Source organism: Candidatus Eremiobacteraceae bacterium, from assembly GCA_035710745.1.
Classification (GTDB): Bacteria; Vulcanimicrobiota; Vulcanimicrobiia; order Eremiobacterales; family Eremiobacteraceae; genus JANWLL01.
Genome location: DASTCX010000012.1, coordinates 1 through 13167, shown reverse-complemented (window position 1 = coordinate 13167; position 13167 = coordinate 1). Strand labels below are relative to the sequence as shown.

The 13167-nt window shown below is 65.2% G+C and carries 14 protein-coding genes; 4 read left to right on the top strand and 10 right to left on the bottom strand.

The window, feature by feature from the left end; all coding sequences use genetic code 11:
• Positions 1 to 231: 231 nt before the first annotated feature.
• The 5 genes from VFO25_03995 to VFO25_03975 all read right to left on the bottom strand — a co-directional run bounded on the left by VFO25_03995 (position 232) and on the right by VFO25_03975 (position 6180).
• A complete protein-coding gene (locus tag VFO25_03995; protein ID HET9342068.1) occupies positions 232 to 1602 on the bottom strand; it encodes a HAMP domain-containing sensor histidine kinase in 1371 nt (456 codons plus the stop codon).
• On the bottom strand, positions 1589 to 2293 hold the full coding sequence (locus VFO25_03990; protein ID HET9342067.1) for a response regulator transcription factor: 705 nt from the start codon (positions 2291 to 2293) through the stop codon (positions 1589 to 1591). Before VFO25_03990 ends, VFO25_03995 begins: the two co-directional genes overlap by 14 nt.
• A 10-nt stretch (positions 2294 to 2303) precedes the next feature.
• Positions 2304 to 3971: an ABC transporter substrate-binding protein gene (locus VFO25_03985; GenBank protein HET9342066.1), complete on the bottom strand. Its 1668-nt coding sequence runs from the start codon at positions 3969 to 3971 to the stop codon at positions 2304 to 2306.
• A gap of 128 nt (positions 3972 to 4099) precedes the next feature.
• A complete protein-coding gene (locus tag VFO25_03980; GenBank protein ID HET9342065.1) occupies positions 4100 to 5284 on the bottom strand; it encodes an amidohydrolase family protein in 1185 nt (394 codons plus the stop codon).
• Positions 5281 to 6180, bottom strand: a complete 900-nt coding sequence (locus VFO25_03975) for a hypothetical protein (GenBank protein ID HET9342064.1) — start codon at positions 6178 to 6180, stop codon at positions 5281 to 5283. The genes VFO25_03980 and VFO25_03975 overlap by 4 nt, the downstream gene beginning before the upstream one ends.
• Positions 6181 to 6299: 119 nt before the next feature.
• Here VFO25_03975 and VFO25_03970 point away from each other — a divergent pair, with 119 nt between their 5' ends.
• Entirely contained in the window at positions 6300 to 6437 is a 138-nt protein-coding gene (locus VFO25_03970) for a hypothetical protein (protein HET9342063.1), read from the top strand.
• 55 nt (positions 6438 to 6492) lie between these two features.
• On the opposite strand, the gene thiE is transcribed toward VFO25_03970, so the two are convergent.
• Genes thiE through VFO25_03950 form a run of 4 tightly spaced genes read right to left on the bottom strand, consistent with a single transcriptional unit; the run spans position 6493 to position 9279 of the window.
• The gene (gene thiE / locus VFO25_03965) at positions 6493 to 7131 is read right to left on the bottom strand and encodes a thiamine phosphate synthase (protein ID HET9342062.1); all 639 of its coding nucleotides are present in this window, start codon (positions 7129 to 7131) and stop codon (positions 6493 to 6495) included.
• 3 nt (positions 7132 to 7134) lie between these two features.
• Positions 7135 to 7362 (bottom strand): sulfur carrier protein ThiS, encoded by a 228-nt coding sequence (gene thiS / locus VFO25_03960; GenBank protein ID HET9342061.1) that lies wholly within the window; start codon positions 7360 to 7362, stop codon positions 7135 to 7137.
• On the bottom strand, positions 7359 to 8486 hold the full coding sequence (gene thiH, locus VFO25_03955) for a 2-iminoacetate synthase ThiH (GenBank protein HET9342060.1): 1128 nt from the start codon (positions 8484 to 8486) through the stop codon (positions 7359 to 7361). The genes thiS and thiH overlap by 4 nt, the downstream gene beginning before the upstream one ends.
• A 1-nt stretch (position 8487) precedes the next feature.
• Entirely contained in the window at positions 8488 to 9279 is a 792-nt protein-coding gene (locus tag VFO25_03950) for a thiazole synthase (GenBank protein ID HET9342059.1), read from the bottom strand.
• A 141-nt stretch (positions 9280 to 9420) separates the two neighbouring features.
• On the opposite strand from VFO25_03950, the gene VFO25_03945 reads away from it, so the two are divergent.
• Positions 9421 to 10203: a hypothetical protein gene (locus VFO25_03945; GenBank protein HET9342058.1), complete on the top strand. Its 783-nt coding sequence runs from the start codon at positions 9421 to 9423 to the stop codon at positions 10201 to 10203.
• Between the two features lie 102 nt (positions 10204 to 10305).
• Here the strand turns inward: VFO25_03945 and VFO25_03940 are convergent, their stop codons facing one another.
• Positions 10306 to 11319, bottom strand: coding sequence for an NAD(P)/FAD-dependent oxidoreductase (locus VFO25_03940; protein ID HET9342057.1), 1014 nt, complete (start codon positions 11317 to 11319; stop codon positions 10306 to 10308).
• Positions 11320 to 11416: 97 nt separating this feature from the next.
• Here VFO25_03940 and VFO25_03935 point away from each other — a divergent pair, with 97 nt between their 5' ends.
• Both VFO25_03935 and VFO25_03930 read left to right on the top strand, forming a co-directional pair.
• Positions 11417 to 11908: a DoxX family protein gene (locus tag VFO25_03935; GenBank protein HET9342056.1), complete on the top strand. Its 492-nt coding sequence runs from the start codon at positions 11417 to 11419 to the stop codon at positions 11906 to 11908.
• A 93-nt stretch (positions 11909 to 12001) separates the two neighbouring features.
• A complete protein-coding gene (locus VFO25_03930) occupies positions 12002 to 12904 on the top strand; it encodes a hypothetical protein (protein ID HET9342055.1) in 903 nt (300 codons plus the stop codon).
• Positions 12905 to 13167: the final 263 nt, after the last annotated feature.

The window sequence follows — 13167 nt, the reverse complement described above, 5'->3', positions numbered from 1 at the left end:
CGACCGCTCCCTATTCGTGTCACTTAGGCGAGGCCGCGGCGGTCGACGATAAATCTCGACCGCTCCCTATTCGTATTGCTTAGGCGAGGCCGCGGCGGTCGACGATAAACGTCGACCGCTCCCTATTCGCAAATGCTTAGGCGAGGCCGCGGCGGTCGACGATAAACGTCGACCGCTCCCTATTCGTGTCACTTAGGCGAGGCCGCGGCGGTCGACGATAAATCTCGACCGCTACAACGCTGGGAAGCTGACCGAGACCTGCGCGCCGGAGCCCGGCGCGTTCGCGAGGACGATCGCGCCGCCGGATTGCTCGACGATCGCCCGGACTATCGACAACCCCAGGCCCGAACCGTCGCGGCCGCGGCCGAGGTCGTCGCGCCAAAAACGATCGGTCGCGCGTCGCAGACCGTCCGCGGTGAACCCAGGACCATCGTCTTCGACGACGAGACGGACCTTGCCGTCGTCGTGCGTCAACGACACGCGCACGGAGCCGCCTGCGCGCGCGTACTTGACGCCGTTGTGGAGCAGCGCGAGCGGCACCCTCGCGAGCGCGATAGGATCGCCTTTCACGAAAGCCTCCGGTGAGACCGACGACTCGACCTTGACCCCTCTCGCCTCGCCGACCGCACCTAGGCGCGTCGCCGCTTGCGAGACGAACGGCGCGAGGTCGACCGCTGTCTCGACCAGCGGCGGGCCGCCCTCGGCGCGCGCGACGACGAGCAGATCGTCGATGAGCTCTTCGAGCCGATCGGATTCCGAGGCGATCGTCTCGAGCGCGCTGACGTATTCCCCGGGCTCGCGGCTGCGTCGCAGCGCGAGGTCGGCTTCGGCGCGGATGACCGACAACGGCGCGCGGAGTTCGTGCGACGCATCGGCCGTGAAACGCCGCTGCCGTTCGAACGCCCCCTGGAGCCGATCGAGCATGCGATCGAACGTCGCACTGAGCGACCCGAGCTCGTCGCGCTCCGACGGCGGGTTGAGGCGCCTCGATAGGTCCGTCGCCTCGATTCTCGTGGCGAGCGCGGCTATGTCGCGCAACGGCTGCAAGCCGCGTCTCGTCACGTAGCCCGCGCTGAAGATCGCGGCGGCGACGACGATAGGGATCGCGACGATGAAGACAGCGACGAGGATCCGCCGGAAGTCCTCGAGCGGCTCGGTCGATGCCCAAACCGCGACCGAGCCGATCTGCCGGCCTCCAGAGATGAGCTTCGTCAATACGACGCGGACATGGCCCGCGTCGAGAGTCTGGACGGAATTCGTCGTCGTCAGGAGCACGACGGCGTCGCGGACGTATGGTGGAACGCCTGAGGACGTCGTCGTGACGACACTGCCGTCGTTCCGGAAGATCGCGCCGTCAAGCCGAGGTGTTACCATGTGTTGAACCTCGACGAGATCGCCGGCATCGAGGTGGAGCGTCGGACCGGCGCCGAGTCCGATCGCGCCGAGCGCGGTCGCGGTCGCGCGCAGGCGAGCGTCGAGCGCCGCTTGGTACTGCTGGATCAGGAAGAACGAGGACACGCCCGCGAAAACGCAGAGCGCCAGGAACAACGCGGCCGCATACGCGAGCGTCAGGCGGCCGTGGAGGGATCTAAGGAAGCGCATCGCTTTCGTCGGCATCGGTGGCCGCGGACGACAGCCTGTAGCCCGCGCCACGAACCGTGTGGATGAGCGGCAGCTCGCCGCTCGCCCCGAGCTTCGCGCGCAAGCGCCTAATGTAGACCTCGATCAGATTTGAAGCGGTCGTCCGGTCGCGCTCCCACAGCGCGTTCTCGAGCATCGTGCGCGTGATGAGCAGGCCCTCGTTGCGCATGAGATATTCGAGGAATGCGGTCTCGCGCGCCGTCAGATGCACCTCTCGGGACCCGCGTCGGACGCGTCGCGTCGCGAGATCCATGACGAGGTCACCGACCTCGAGTCTCTGACGGATCGGCTGCGGCTCTCGCCGCGTGATCGACCGTAGCCGCGCTTCGAGCTCTCTGAAGACGAACGGCTTGCAGAGGTAGTCGTCCGCGCCGGCGTCCAGACCGGTCACCCGATCGTCGACTGCATCCTTCGCGGTCAACATGAGGATCGGCGTCTTGACGCCTTGCGACCTGAGATCGCGGGCGACGCTGAGGCCGTCGCGAGTCGGCAGCATGACATCGAGCACGATCGCGTCGTACTCGCCTTCGCGCGCGACAGTGCTTCCCGCCTCGCCGTCCATCTCGACGTCGACGACGTGGCCGCCCTCGACGAGTCCTCGACGGACCACTTCGGCAAGGCGTGAATCGTCTTCGACGATGAGCACTTTCATGACGTCATCCTCATATCTCCCACTCGTACGAATTCCAGAAATCCGCCACCGCGGGCGCAGGCTTGAAGTTGCGCAGATCGGTGTTCACGGCATCGATCGGCGCCGCCCAGTTTATCGTATGGAACGGCACCTCGTCGTGGATGCGCTCCTGGATCTTCCAGTAGTACGGGATCCGCTGCGCTCTCCCGTACTGCTCGCGTCCCTGCTCTTCCCAGCGGCCGATGTCAGGATCGCGGTAGAACGTGTAGTTCACTCCGTACGGGGGCAATGATTGCGGCCCCATGGTGTCGGTATCATCGGGATCGGGATTGAACGACCACCCGTACAGTGCGAAATCGAATTTGCCGTTCGCAAGTATTCCGCCCGCGCCTTTCGCCGCGAAGAGCAGGTTGGCAGGGTAGTTCCGCACGGCGACTTGGACGCCGACCTCGCGCAAATCGGCCTGGATCAGCGTCTCCGCCTTCACGCGGGTCGAGTTGCCGATGACGGTCGAGATGTCGACGTCGAGAGGCTTGCCGCCTCGGACGAGCGTACCGCCGGGCCCGGGCGTAAAGCCCGCTTCGCGGAGCAGCTCACGTGCTCGCACGGGGTCGTGCGGATATGGAAGGACATGCGGATCGTACGACCACATCGCGGGTGACTGATCGGTCATGCCCGGCTCGTCGATCCCGAGATACGCGTCCTCGTTGATCCGTTTCCAATCGATCGCATAGGCGAACGCGCGCCGCACCCGCACGTCGTCGAACGGCGCGCGCGCGCAGTTGAACGCGATGTGCTCGTAGTCGAGATTCGGGATGGCCGTGACGCGGTAGCCGGCCACCGATTTCAGCGGCGCGTACTGCGTCTCGGTCGCGTGCAAGAACACGTCGAGCGAATGGCTTTGCAGCTCGGTCATGAGCGTGTTCTGATCCGGGATGATGCGGTATTGCACTTGCGCGACCTTCGGGGGCCCGCGGAAATAGTGCGGGTTCGCTTTCAGATCGAGCTCGACGCCGGGCCGCCAGCTCGTCACGATGAACGGCCCGCTGCCGATCGGCGCCGTGCTGAAGGGCGCGTGGTTGAGATCGGCACGGCCGTCGAGCAGGTGCTTCGGCACGATCGAACCGACGCTGCCGTTTCGCATGAAACTCGCGATGAACGGGGCCGACGGCCTGTCGAGATGGACGACGACCGTGTATGGATCCGGCGTGTCGATCGACTCGGCCTCGTCGTATGGGAAATGAAAGGCGACGTTGTTGCGCGGGTTCATGATCTGCTGCCACGTGAACTTGACGTCGGCCGATGTCAAAGGTGCGCCATCGGACCACGTGACGCCGTGGCGCAGGTGGTATGTGATCGTGCGGCCGTCGGCGCTGATGCCGCCGTTCGCTTGCGTCGGAACGGCGAGCGCGATATCCGGCACGGGATTTCCGTGATCGTCGTAGTCGATCAGACCGGAGAAGACGAGCTGGAAGACGTTCGTCGCGTAGAGCTCGTCGGAGAGCACTGGGTCTAGGTTATCGAGGTCCTCGTACGCGCCGATGCGCACCACGCCGTGGATCGTCCACGGATTCCCGCCGCCGGCCGCGGTCCCGCTCTCGACTTTCGTGCAACCCGCGCTCGCGCATGCGATCGCGGCGGCAAGTGTGACGGCGACCAGCGATCGCCCGTTTCGTCGATGCTTGTCTAACGTTACCAAACTCGTCTGCCGATGTTCAATGCGGAGTCGGTCTGCTGAACTCCATCGCACGCGAGCCGCGATCGACTCCTCTTGGAATCCGACGATTCCAGCCGTGCCTGCCGCGACCTCCGTGCGCCGCCCGCTTCTCACGTTGTGCTCATCCTGCCACGCGACACGACCGCGCGGACGCGCCTCGTCGCGCCGATGTCGCGCAGCGGATCGCCGTCGATGGCGACGAGATCCGCGCACGCCCCCGCGGTTATCTCGCCTATCTCGCCTTTGATGCCGAGCGCATCCGCCGCGTCGACCGTCCCGGCTCGCAGCGCCCGTTCGGCAGACATCCCGAGCTCCGTCATCAGCCGCATTTCTATCGCGTAGTCTCCATGACCGTTGAATGGCGTGCCGGCGTCGGTGCCGGTCGCGATCTTGACGCCCTTTTTCAACGCAAGCTTGAAGCTCTCGCGGTGCGCGTCGTAGACCTGGTTGACCTTGCGCACGACGTACGGCGCGAGGCCTTCGAGGCCGTACATCGCTTGCGGAGCGCGCAGCGTCGGCACGTACCATGCGCCGCGCTTCTTCATCATGTCGACGGCTTCGTCATCGAGATAGCAGCCGTGCTCGATCGTGTCGACGCCGGCGCGAAGCGCGTTCTTGATGCCGACGTTCGCGATCGCGTGCGCCGCGACGCGGCGTCCGGCTTTGTGCGCCTCGCGAACCGCGACGACGAGCTCATCCTCGTCGAGCTGCGCCGAGCCGACCTCGACGCCCGGAGAAAGGACGCCGCCGGTCGCGATGACTTTGATGCAGTCGGCGCCGAGCTTGAGGTTCTGGCGCACCGCCTTGCGCATGTCGTGCGGGCCGTCGGACTCGAGACCGATGAACCACCCGTGGCCGCCCGTCATGCAGATCGCCTTGCCGGCGGCGACGATCCGCGGCGCGCGGATCCATCCCTTCGCCGAGGCCTCGCGCAGCGCGATCGCGACTGCGTACTTGTTGCCGAGATCGCGGACCGTCGTGACGCCTGCAGCGAGCGCGCGCGCGGCAGAATCGACCGCGAGCAATGTCGACGTCTGTTCGTCGATGAGTTTCGCTGCGTTGAGAAAATCCGGGTTGCCGTCGAAATCGAGATGGACGTGGAGGTTGATGAAGCCTGGCAGAAGCGCCGCATCGCCGAGATCGATCGTGCTCCCGTCGAGCGCGCGCTTGGCGAGCGACGAACGAGGACCGACCGCTACGATCCGGTCGCCTTCGACGACGACGCAGCCGTTGCGGATCGGACGCAGCTCGGGCCCTGTGAAAACAAGCCGCGCTAAGATCGCGGTCACGCTCATGGCCGGCTCCTCATAGTCCGCACGCCTTGCAGGGCGACGCCCGCGACGACCATCGCGACGCCGGCCCAGAAGACGAGCAGCGGCGGCGCGCTCGACGCTGTCACGGTCGGATACTGGCCGAGCGTGAACGTCAGGATGAGGCCGGCGCGTTTGAGCGGGCGGCCGGAAACCGCGACGCCTTCGAAAAGCGTTCCGCCGTTCTCTTCGGCGATGCGCATGACGAGAAACGGCACGTTGATGCCGCGCGACGGCAGTCCGGGCCAGTAGTCGACTTGGATGGTGCGGTGGACGGCCGGCACCGCGAAATAGTCCTCGGGCTTATCGCCGTCGAGACCCGCGAACGTCAGATAAGGGGAAAGGAAGTCCGCGCCGTTCGGCTGCGTGACGGTGACCGGTTCGCCGTTCGCCGACCGGGTGTCGACTAGTGCGATCGGACCCGAGTCGACCTTGAGAACGAACGCACCGGCCCGGACGATCTGCCCCGGCGACGCGGTTTGCGATCCGAATGGTGCCTGCACGTCGACGGTGCCGGGCCATAGAATGCCGGCTTTCGTCGGCGGCTCGACGGCGGGAAACGCTATTGCGACGCCGGTAGAATGGGCCGGTCTGTACGTCTGCCCAGGGGCGCCCGGCACCCGCTCGGGTTGCCCGCCGAGAAAAGCGGCGAACGCGAACGATGCTGCGAGCACCGATCCACCGAGGGAAGCGACGCCCGAGGGGCGCGTTTCGGGGATCCGCAGTGCGATCGCGCCTGCGACCAGTACATACGTTCCCCCAAGGGTCACGACAAGCGCAAACCACCATTGATGGAGCAGCGGGGCGAACGGAGCGGCGACCTCGATGGCAGCGACCATCGCGATGGCAGCCGCCACGACGAGCGCGACGCCGTTCTTCACGCGCAGATCACCGGCGGTCGTAACGAACGGGCTCGCGACCTCGTCATATATGCGAGATGTCGACCTGTGCTTTTTGCGGCGGACGCCGCGCCGGCTCCCACCGCTACCTCGCGCACCGCATGACGCCCGCTCGACTGCGGACCGTCGGCGTATGCGCCGAATGCGTGGAAGAGGCGACCGACGCCGGATACATGGTCACCGAGGATCGAACGCAAACCGCGGCGCGGACGATGCGCCGCACGTTCGTCCAGAAGTAGCTCGTAGGGCCGGCCATGCCGCGCCGTTCTTCCCCACCGCTGTCGATTCCCGGATTTAGCTGACGACGCGAGCGATCGCGTCGAGGAGTTCGCGCGTCGCCGCCGCGGGATCCGCCGCGCTCGATATCGCGCGCAGTACGGAGATCGATTGCGCCCCGGCGTCGACGATCGACGCCGCGTTCGACCTGTCGATGCCGCCGATCGCGAAGAACGGCTTTTGCGCCGCGCGCGACGCATAGCGCACGAGGTCGAGGCCGACCGCGGGGCGGCCGGGTTTCGTCGGGGTTTCGTGGATCGGCCCGACGCCGATGTAGTCCGCGGACGTCTTGTTCGCCGCATCGACCTGCTCCGGCGTGTGCGTCGAGAGCCCGATGATGAAGTCGGGGCCGGCGATCCTGCGCACATCGTCGGGCTGCGCATCGTCTTGGCCGAGGTGTACGCCGTCAGCCCCGCTGAGGAGTGCGACGTCGAGGCGGTCGTTGACGATGAACAGCGCGCCGTTGTCGCGGCACGCTTCGGCGAATACACGCGCGGTCGCGATGAGTTCTTTGTCGATCAGCCCTTTTTCGCGCAGCTGGACCATGCCGACGCCGGCCTCGATGACGGCAGCGAGAAACGCGCGGTAGTCGCGGGTCTTGTCGGGCGCGCCGGTAACGAGGTAGAGTCTGACGTCGGCGACTAGATCGCGGCGCACGGTCTATCCGCCTCCCACCATTTGTGCGATCTCGATCCGTGCGCCGGCCACGAGTTTCGTATCGCCGAAATTGCGGCGTTCGAGCGGCTCGCCGTTGAGCTCGACGAGCGTTCTTGCCGCGTCGAGCCCGAGCGTCGCGATGAACTCGCCGACGGTCAGGCTGGCCGGTACGTCTTTCGACTTCCCATTGACGACGAGTCGGATCTCCTCGCCGCTCCGCTCGTCGATCATCGCGAAACCGTCCGCTCGAGTGCCATGTGCTCCCAATCCTTGAATACCGGTTCGTAACCGAGTTCGCGCAGCCGCTGCGCGACTTCGCTGGGCGTACGCGTGTCCTCGAGTTCGAACTGCTCGCCCGCCGCGCCCGGCTGTTCGTACCCTCCGGGCTCCGTGCTCGACCCCGCGCTCATGAGCGTGACGCCGAGCCTCGTGAGTTTGTCGCGCAGCTCCGGCCGCTCGCGCGTCGAGAGGACGATGCCCGCGGTCGGGAGCGCGAGCCGCAGGAAGCAGATCATCTGGACGAAGTCGCGATCGCCAATGGGATGGTCCGCGACGAAACCGCCGGCCGCAGGGTTGATGCGCGGCAGCGAGACGTTGATCTGCGAACGCCAGCAGTGGCGTTCGAGGTAACGCGCGTGCGCGACGAGCGCCAGCGCTTCGAACCGCCAATCTGACAGGCCCATGAGCGCGCCGATGCCGAGATGCTTCGCGCCCGCTTTCGACGCGCGTTCGAGCGCGTCCATGCGCCAGCCGAAGCGCATTTTCGGGCCGCCGAGATGATGGCGTTTGTAGACGTCGACGTCGTACGTCTCTTGGTAAAGCACGACGCCGTCGCAGCCGGCGGCGACGAACCGCCGGTAGTCGTCCTCTTCGGCTGCTGCGATCTCGATGCCGACGTACGGAGCATGTCGCTTCGCCGCTTCGATGCACGAGGCGACGTATTGCGGCGGCACGCGCTTGGGATGTTCGGACGAGACGAGCAAGATGTTCCGCAACCCGCGACGTGCGAGCTCGCGCGCTTCGTTCTCGACTTCTGCAGGGAAGAGCGTGCGCCGTCTGATGTCGAGGCCCATGGAAAAACCGCAGTACGTGCACGTGCAGACGCATTCGTTGCTCAGGTAGAGCGGCGCGAAGAGCGCGATCGTCTTGCCGAAGCGTGCGACGGTCGACTCGTGCGCCGCGCGAGCGAGCGCTTCGAGCAGTTCGCCGGCGGCCGGCGAAAGCAGGGGGGCGAGCGACTCGAGCTGCTGTGGGCGGTCGTCGAGCGCGCGATGCACGGCGCTAGCGTCGGCCGTCGCAGCGCGGTGCGCGAGTTCCGCGAGCGCGTCGCGATCGAGGACTTCGGAGAAAGACATGTCAGGCGCCGGTTTCGCCGCCTGCCGAGAGGAAGCCCGTGAGCGGGCTGCTCGCAGATGCCGTCGTCAGCTCCGGCGACCGCCCGGCGAGTCGGGCCTTGCGACCCGCTTCGACGCCGAGCTTGAATGCGGCGGCCATCTGCGCCGGCTGCGCAGCGGCCGCGATCGCCGTGTTGACGAGAACCGCATCGGCGCCCATCTCCATCGCTGCGGCGGCGTGCGACGGAACGCCGAGCCCCGCGTCGACGACGACCGGCACCGTCGCCTGCTCGATGATGATCGCGATCGCCGCTTCCATCTTCAGTCCACGTCCGGAACCGATAGGTGCGGCGAGCGGCATCACCGCGGCGACGCCTACCTCTTCTAGTTTCTTGGCGAGCACCGGGTCGGCGTGCATGTAAGGCAGCACGGTAAAACCCTCAGCGACCAGTCGCTCGCAGGCGTGCAACGTTTCCACCGGATCCGGCATGAGAAAACGCGGGTCTGGGATGACCTCGACCTTTATCCACGGCGGCAGGCCGGCGGAGCGCGCGAGGCGGGCGAGCCTGACGGCCTCGTCGGCCGTCGTCGCACCCGATGTGTTCGGCATGATGAGGTAGCGGTCGGGGTCGATGAAAGACGTGATCGGGTCGTCAGGACGTTCGATGTCGACTCGACGCAACGCGACAGTGACGAGTTCGGTGCCCGATGCGGCGAGCGAATCAGCCATGAGCTCGGGGCTGGCGAATTTGCCGGTGCCGACGATGAGCCGCGAGCGGAAGCTCCGCCCGGCGATGATGAGGGGATCGGTCAAGGAGTCTCTCCGAGAGTGAAATTGGGAGTTCTAGCGTTCTGCGGCGGGCTAAGGGTTTCCCGGGCGCCTGCGGGAACTGCACGGGGAGTCTCGCGCGCCTGTACTCATAGTAGGCACTCGCGTCCATTCTCGGAGGCGTTCATGATCGCCCGACAATTCGATCCGATTGCCGAACTGCAGTCGGCCTTCTCAGTCCTCTTCAAGAACTACGCGCTGGCGGCGATCCCGCTCGTAGCGTTGCTCATCTGCTTTGCGCTTTTCGCCATAGTCGCGATCGTCGTCGGCGGTTCGGCGCTGTTGGCGTCCCTAGGGTCACTCCAGAGCAACCCGATGGCGCTTTGGACCGTCCTCGCCGCTTCGCTCCCGTTCTTCGGCGTCGCCGGACTTGTGGCTTTCGTGATAACGCTCATCGCGGACGGCGCGACCGTCGCAGCGGCGGAATCCGCGTGGAGCACGGGCGTCGCCGATATCTCAGGCGGCTTTAGCCGCGCGCTGAGCAAGTTGGGCGACCTCGTCGTCGCTGCGATCGTGCTCCTCATCATCTGCGCCGTCATCGCCATCACCTTCGTCGGACCGCTCATCCTCCTGTTCCTCATGCTGTACGTCTTGCCGGCGATCATCGTCGGCGGCGAATCAGCTTTTCAGGCGATGGGCACATCGTGGAACATGGCGACGAAGAACGTCGGGGCGACCTTCGCCGCGTTTATCGGCATCGTCTTGGTGGCTATTGTCGCCGCGGTCGTGAATGGGATCCTCCACGCCATACCGATTCTCGGTGTGATCATCTCGCTCGCGATCAACGGACTGCTCAGTGCGTTCGGCGCGCTCGTCGTCGTCCGTTTCTACGACCTGTTGCGCGGCTCAGCGACCGCTACGGCCGTGCCGACGTCGGCACCGCCTCCGCCCCCGACGCCGAATTCCTAGAAGACAAATGGAGCGGTCGACCTTTACGGTCGACCGCCGCGGCCCGTCCAGGTGCCATGTCGCCTCCGGTCGAGCTGAAGCTCGACCGCTACACGCATTAGGTTAGCGTACGTCGGTCAGCGTCGCTGTGATCGGGAGCGTCAGGTTGCTCGAGTGGATCGGGTGCACTTTGTCCGCCGGATTGATGTAGTGCATCGCCTGATTGACGGCGATCGCAGCTTCTGACGTACCGCATGCGATGAGCTTGAGCTTGCCGTCGTGTGCGATGACGTCGCCCGCGGCGTAGATACCTTTGACGCTCGTCTCCTGAGTCGCCGTGTTGACGACGATGCCGTTGCCCTCGACCTCGATGCCCCATTCTTTAACGGCCCCGAGATCCGACACGAAGCCGAGCGCGCACAGGATCGAGTCGCAGTCCTCGCGCGTCGTCTCTTTCGTCTTCTTGTTGACGATGGTCACCGCTTCGACGCGGCCGTCGCCGTGGACGATGTCGACCTCGCAGTCGGGCTGGTGGATCCTCGCCGACGAGGCTCGCAGTTTATCGACCGTCGACGCGTGCGCGCGGAACGCAGAGCGATGGACGACGGTGACGCCCTTCGCGCGCGGCAGGAGCGCGAGCGCGTAATCGACGGCCGAATCGCCGCCGCCGACGATCACGACGCGCTTGCCGTCGAACTCGTCGAACGACCGCGCGTAGTACTGCACGCCTTTACCTTCGAACGCCTCCGCGGTAGCCGCTGCGAGTTTGCGCGGCCGGAACGCGCCAATGCCGGTCGTGATGACGACGGCTTTCGTCAGGTGCTCGGCCTTGTCGGTGACGATCTTGAAAGCGCCGTCGTCCTGTCTGCTGATATTGGTGACGCGCTCTTCCATGCACTTGGCGTGCGGCCATTGAAATGCTTGGTCGACGCACCCTTTGACGAGATCCTGTGCTACGATCGCCGGAAAACCGGGCATATCGTAGATGTACTTCTCCGGATAGAGCGCATAGAGCTGACCGCCGAGCTCGGGCAGCACATCGATGACTTTCGCGCGCGCACCGCGCATACCGGCATAGAAGAGAGCGAAGAGTCCGCTCGGTCCCCCGCCGATCACGGTGATATCGAACGTTTCCACGCGCGCTTCATTCATCGCGCGCAGGGTCGGTCCTCCAGCCGAGCGTAGTGGGCGCGCATCAGGACGAGTTGATCGCGTGAAAGGATTCCTCCGACAAATGTTTCCATCGGCCTCTTACTATGCCCGCGCGCTCGCCGGATTGCGGATTTTCACCGGGCTCGCGTGGCTCAGCCACGGCGAATTTAAAATCACCGATCCGCAATGGAGCGTGCCCAACGGCGACTTCGTTAGCTTCGTCGGCGACATGGTGCAACACACGTCCGAACCGTATCATGATTTCGTCACGAACTTCGTCATCCCGCACGCGCCGGTGTTCGCGGTCCTCGTCGCATGGGGCGAGACGCTGACCGGCGTGTCGTTGCTGCTCGGCTTGTTCACGCGCGTCGGCGGGATCGTCGGCGTTTTCTTGCCGCTCAACTACTGGGCCGCGAAGAGCGGCTTCTTGCAGTGGCAGAGCATAGGCGGATTGGACCTCGGCACGGCGGCGCTCTCGATGATCAACGCGCTGCTGCCGACCGGTCTGGTTTGGGGCCTCGATGGTGTGATCGCCGCACGTAAAAAGTCTGCGCCGACAGGCACAAAGTCCTGACGACAAACGGCGGACACCCGAGGGGCGGCGCGACGCCCCGCCGAACTTCACGGTTCACACGATTCGCGCGCTTGTCGCGGGAGGACGTTTTCGATGCTCACCAAGGTGACCCGGCCGACGATCGATGACCTCGCGCTCTCGCCGGGCAAGCGCGCACGGCTGCACCGGATGCTCTACGAGTATGGACCGGGAAACGGCACGCTGCTCTTCCTGCCGATCGATCAAGGCATCGAACATGGACCGGTCGATTTCTTCGACAACCCCGACAGCATCGACCCGGATTACGAATATCGTCTCGCTCTCGAGGGCAACTATTCGGGCATAGCGCTCCACTACGGTCTCGCCGCGAAGTACTTCTCGAAGTACGCCGGCAAAGTGCCGCTTCTGCTAAAGATCAACGGCAAGACGAACGTGCCGAGCGACGACGACCCGTTCTCCCCGCTCACCGGTAGCGTCGAAGACGCGGTCCGTCTCGGCGCGGATGCGGTCGGCTACACTCTTTACGTCGGATCGCCTCGTCAAGATGACGACATCAAGCAGCTCACCGACGTGCGCCGCGATTGCGAGCGCTACGGTATGCCGCTCGTCGTGTGGTCCTATCCGCGCGGCAAGGCCATCAAGGAAAAAGGCGGTCAGGATTCGCTTTACGCGGTCGACTACGCTGCGCGCATGGCGTGCGAGCTCGGGGCGGACATCGTCAAGCTCAATGTGCCGAAGCCCGAGCCGAACGACAAGGAGCCCAAGCCGTACAACACGCTGAACCTGTCAGAGGCGGACACCGTGCGGAAGGTCGTCAAGTCGGCGGGGCGCACGCTCGTGCTCATCTCGGGAGGCAGCAAGGTCGGCGACGACGATCTGCTCCATAAGGCCCAGCTCGCGATGGACGCAGGCGTCACCGGACTCATCTTCGGACGGAATCTGTGGCAGCGCAAGCTCGATGACGCGCTCAAAATCACAGGCCGCATCCACGACATGCTCAAGGGATACTCGGCGTAAGCCCAGTTAGCGATGGAGCGGTCGACGTTCATCGTCGACCGCAGACGATCTCGCATTGGTAAGACCGCGGCGGTCGAGCTAAAGCTCGACCGCTCCCTTTTCTTCCCGTCAGGCCGCAGCGGTCGAGATAAATCGGGTCTTCGGGAATTGTGGTGGCTCGGGAGAAGTATCCCCGAGCCGCTTCGTTGTACCCCGAGGCATGCGTGATCGAGATTTTCAAGCGACGATTTTAGGCATCCAGCAGCCGTGGGTCGTGCACGACG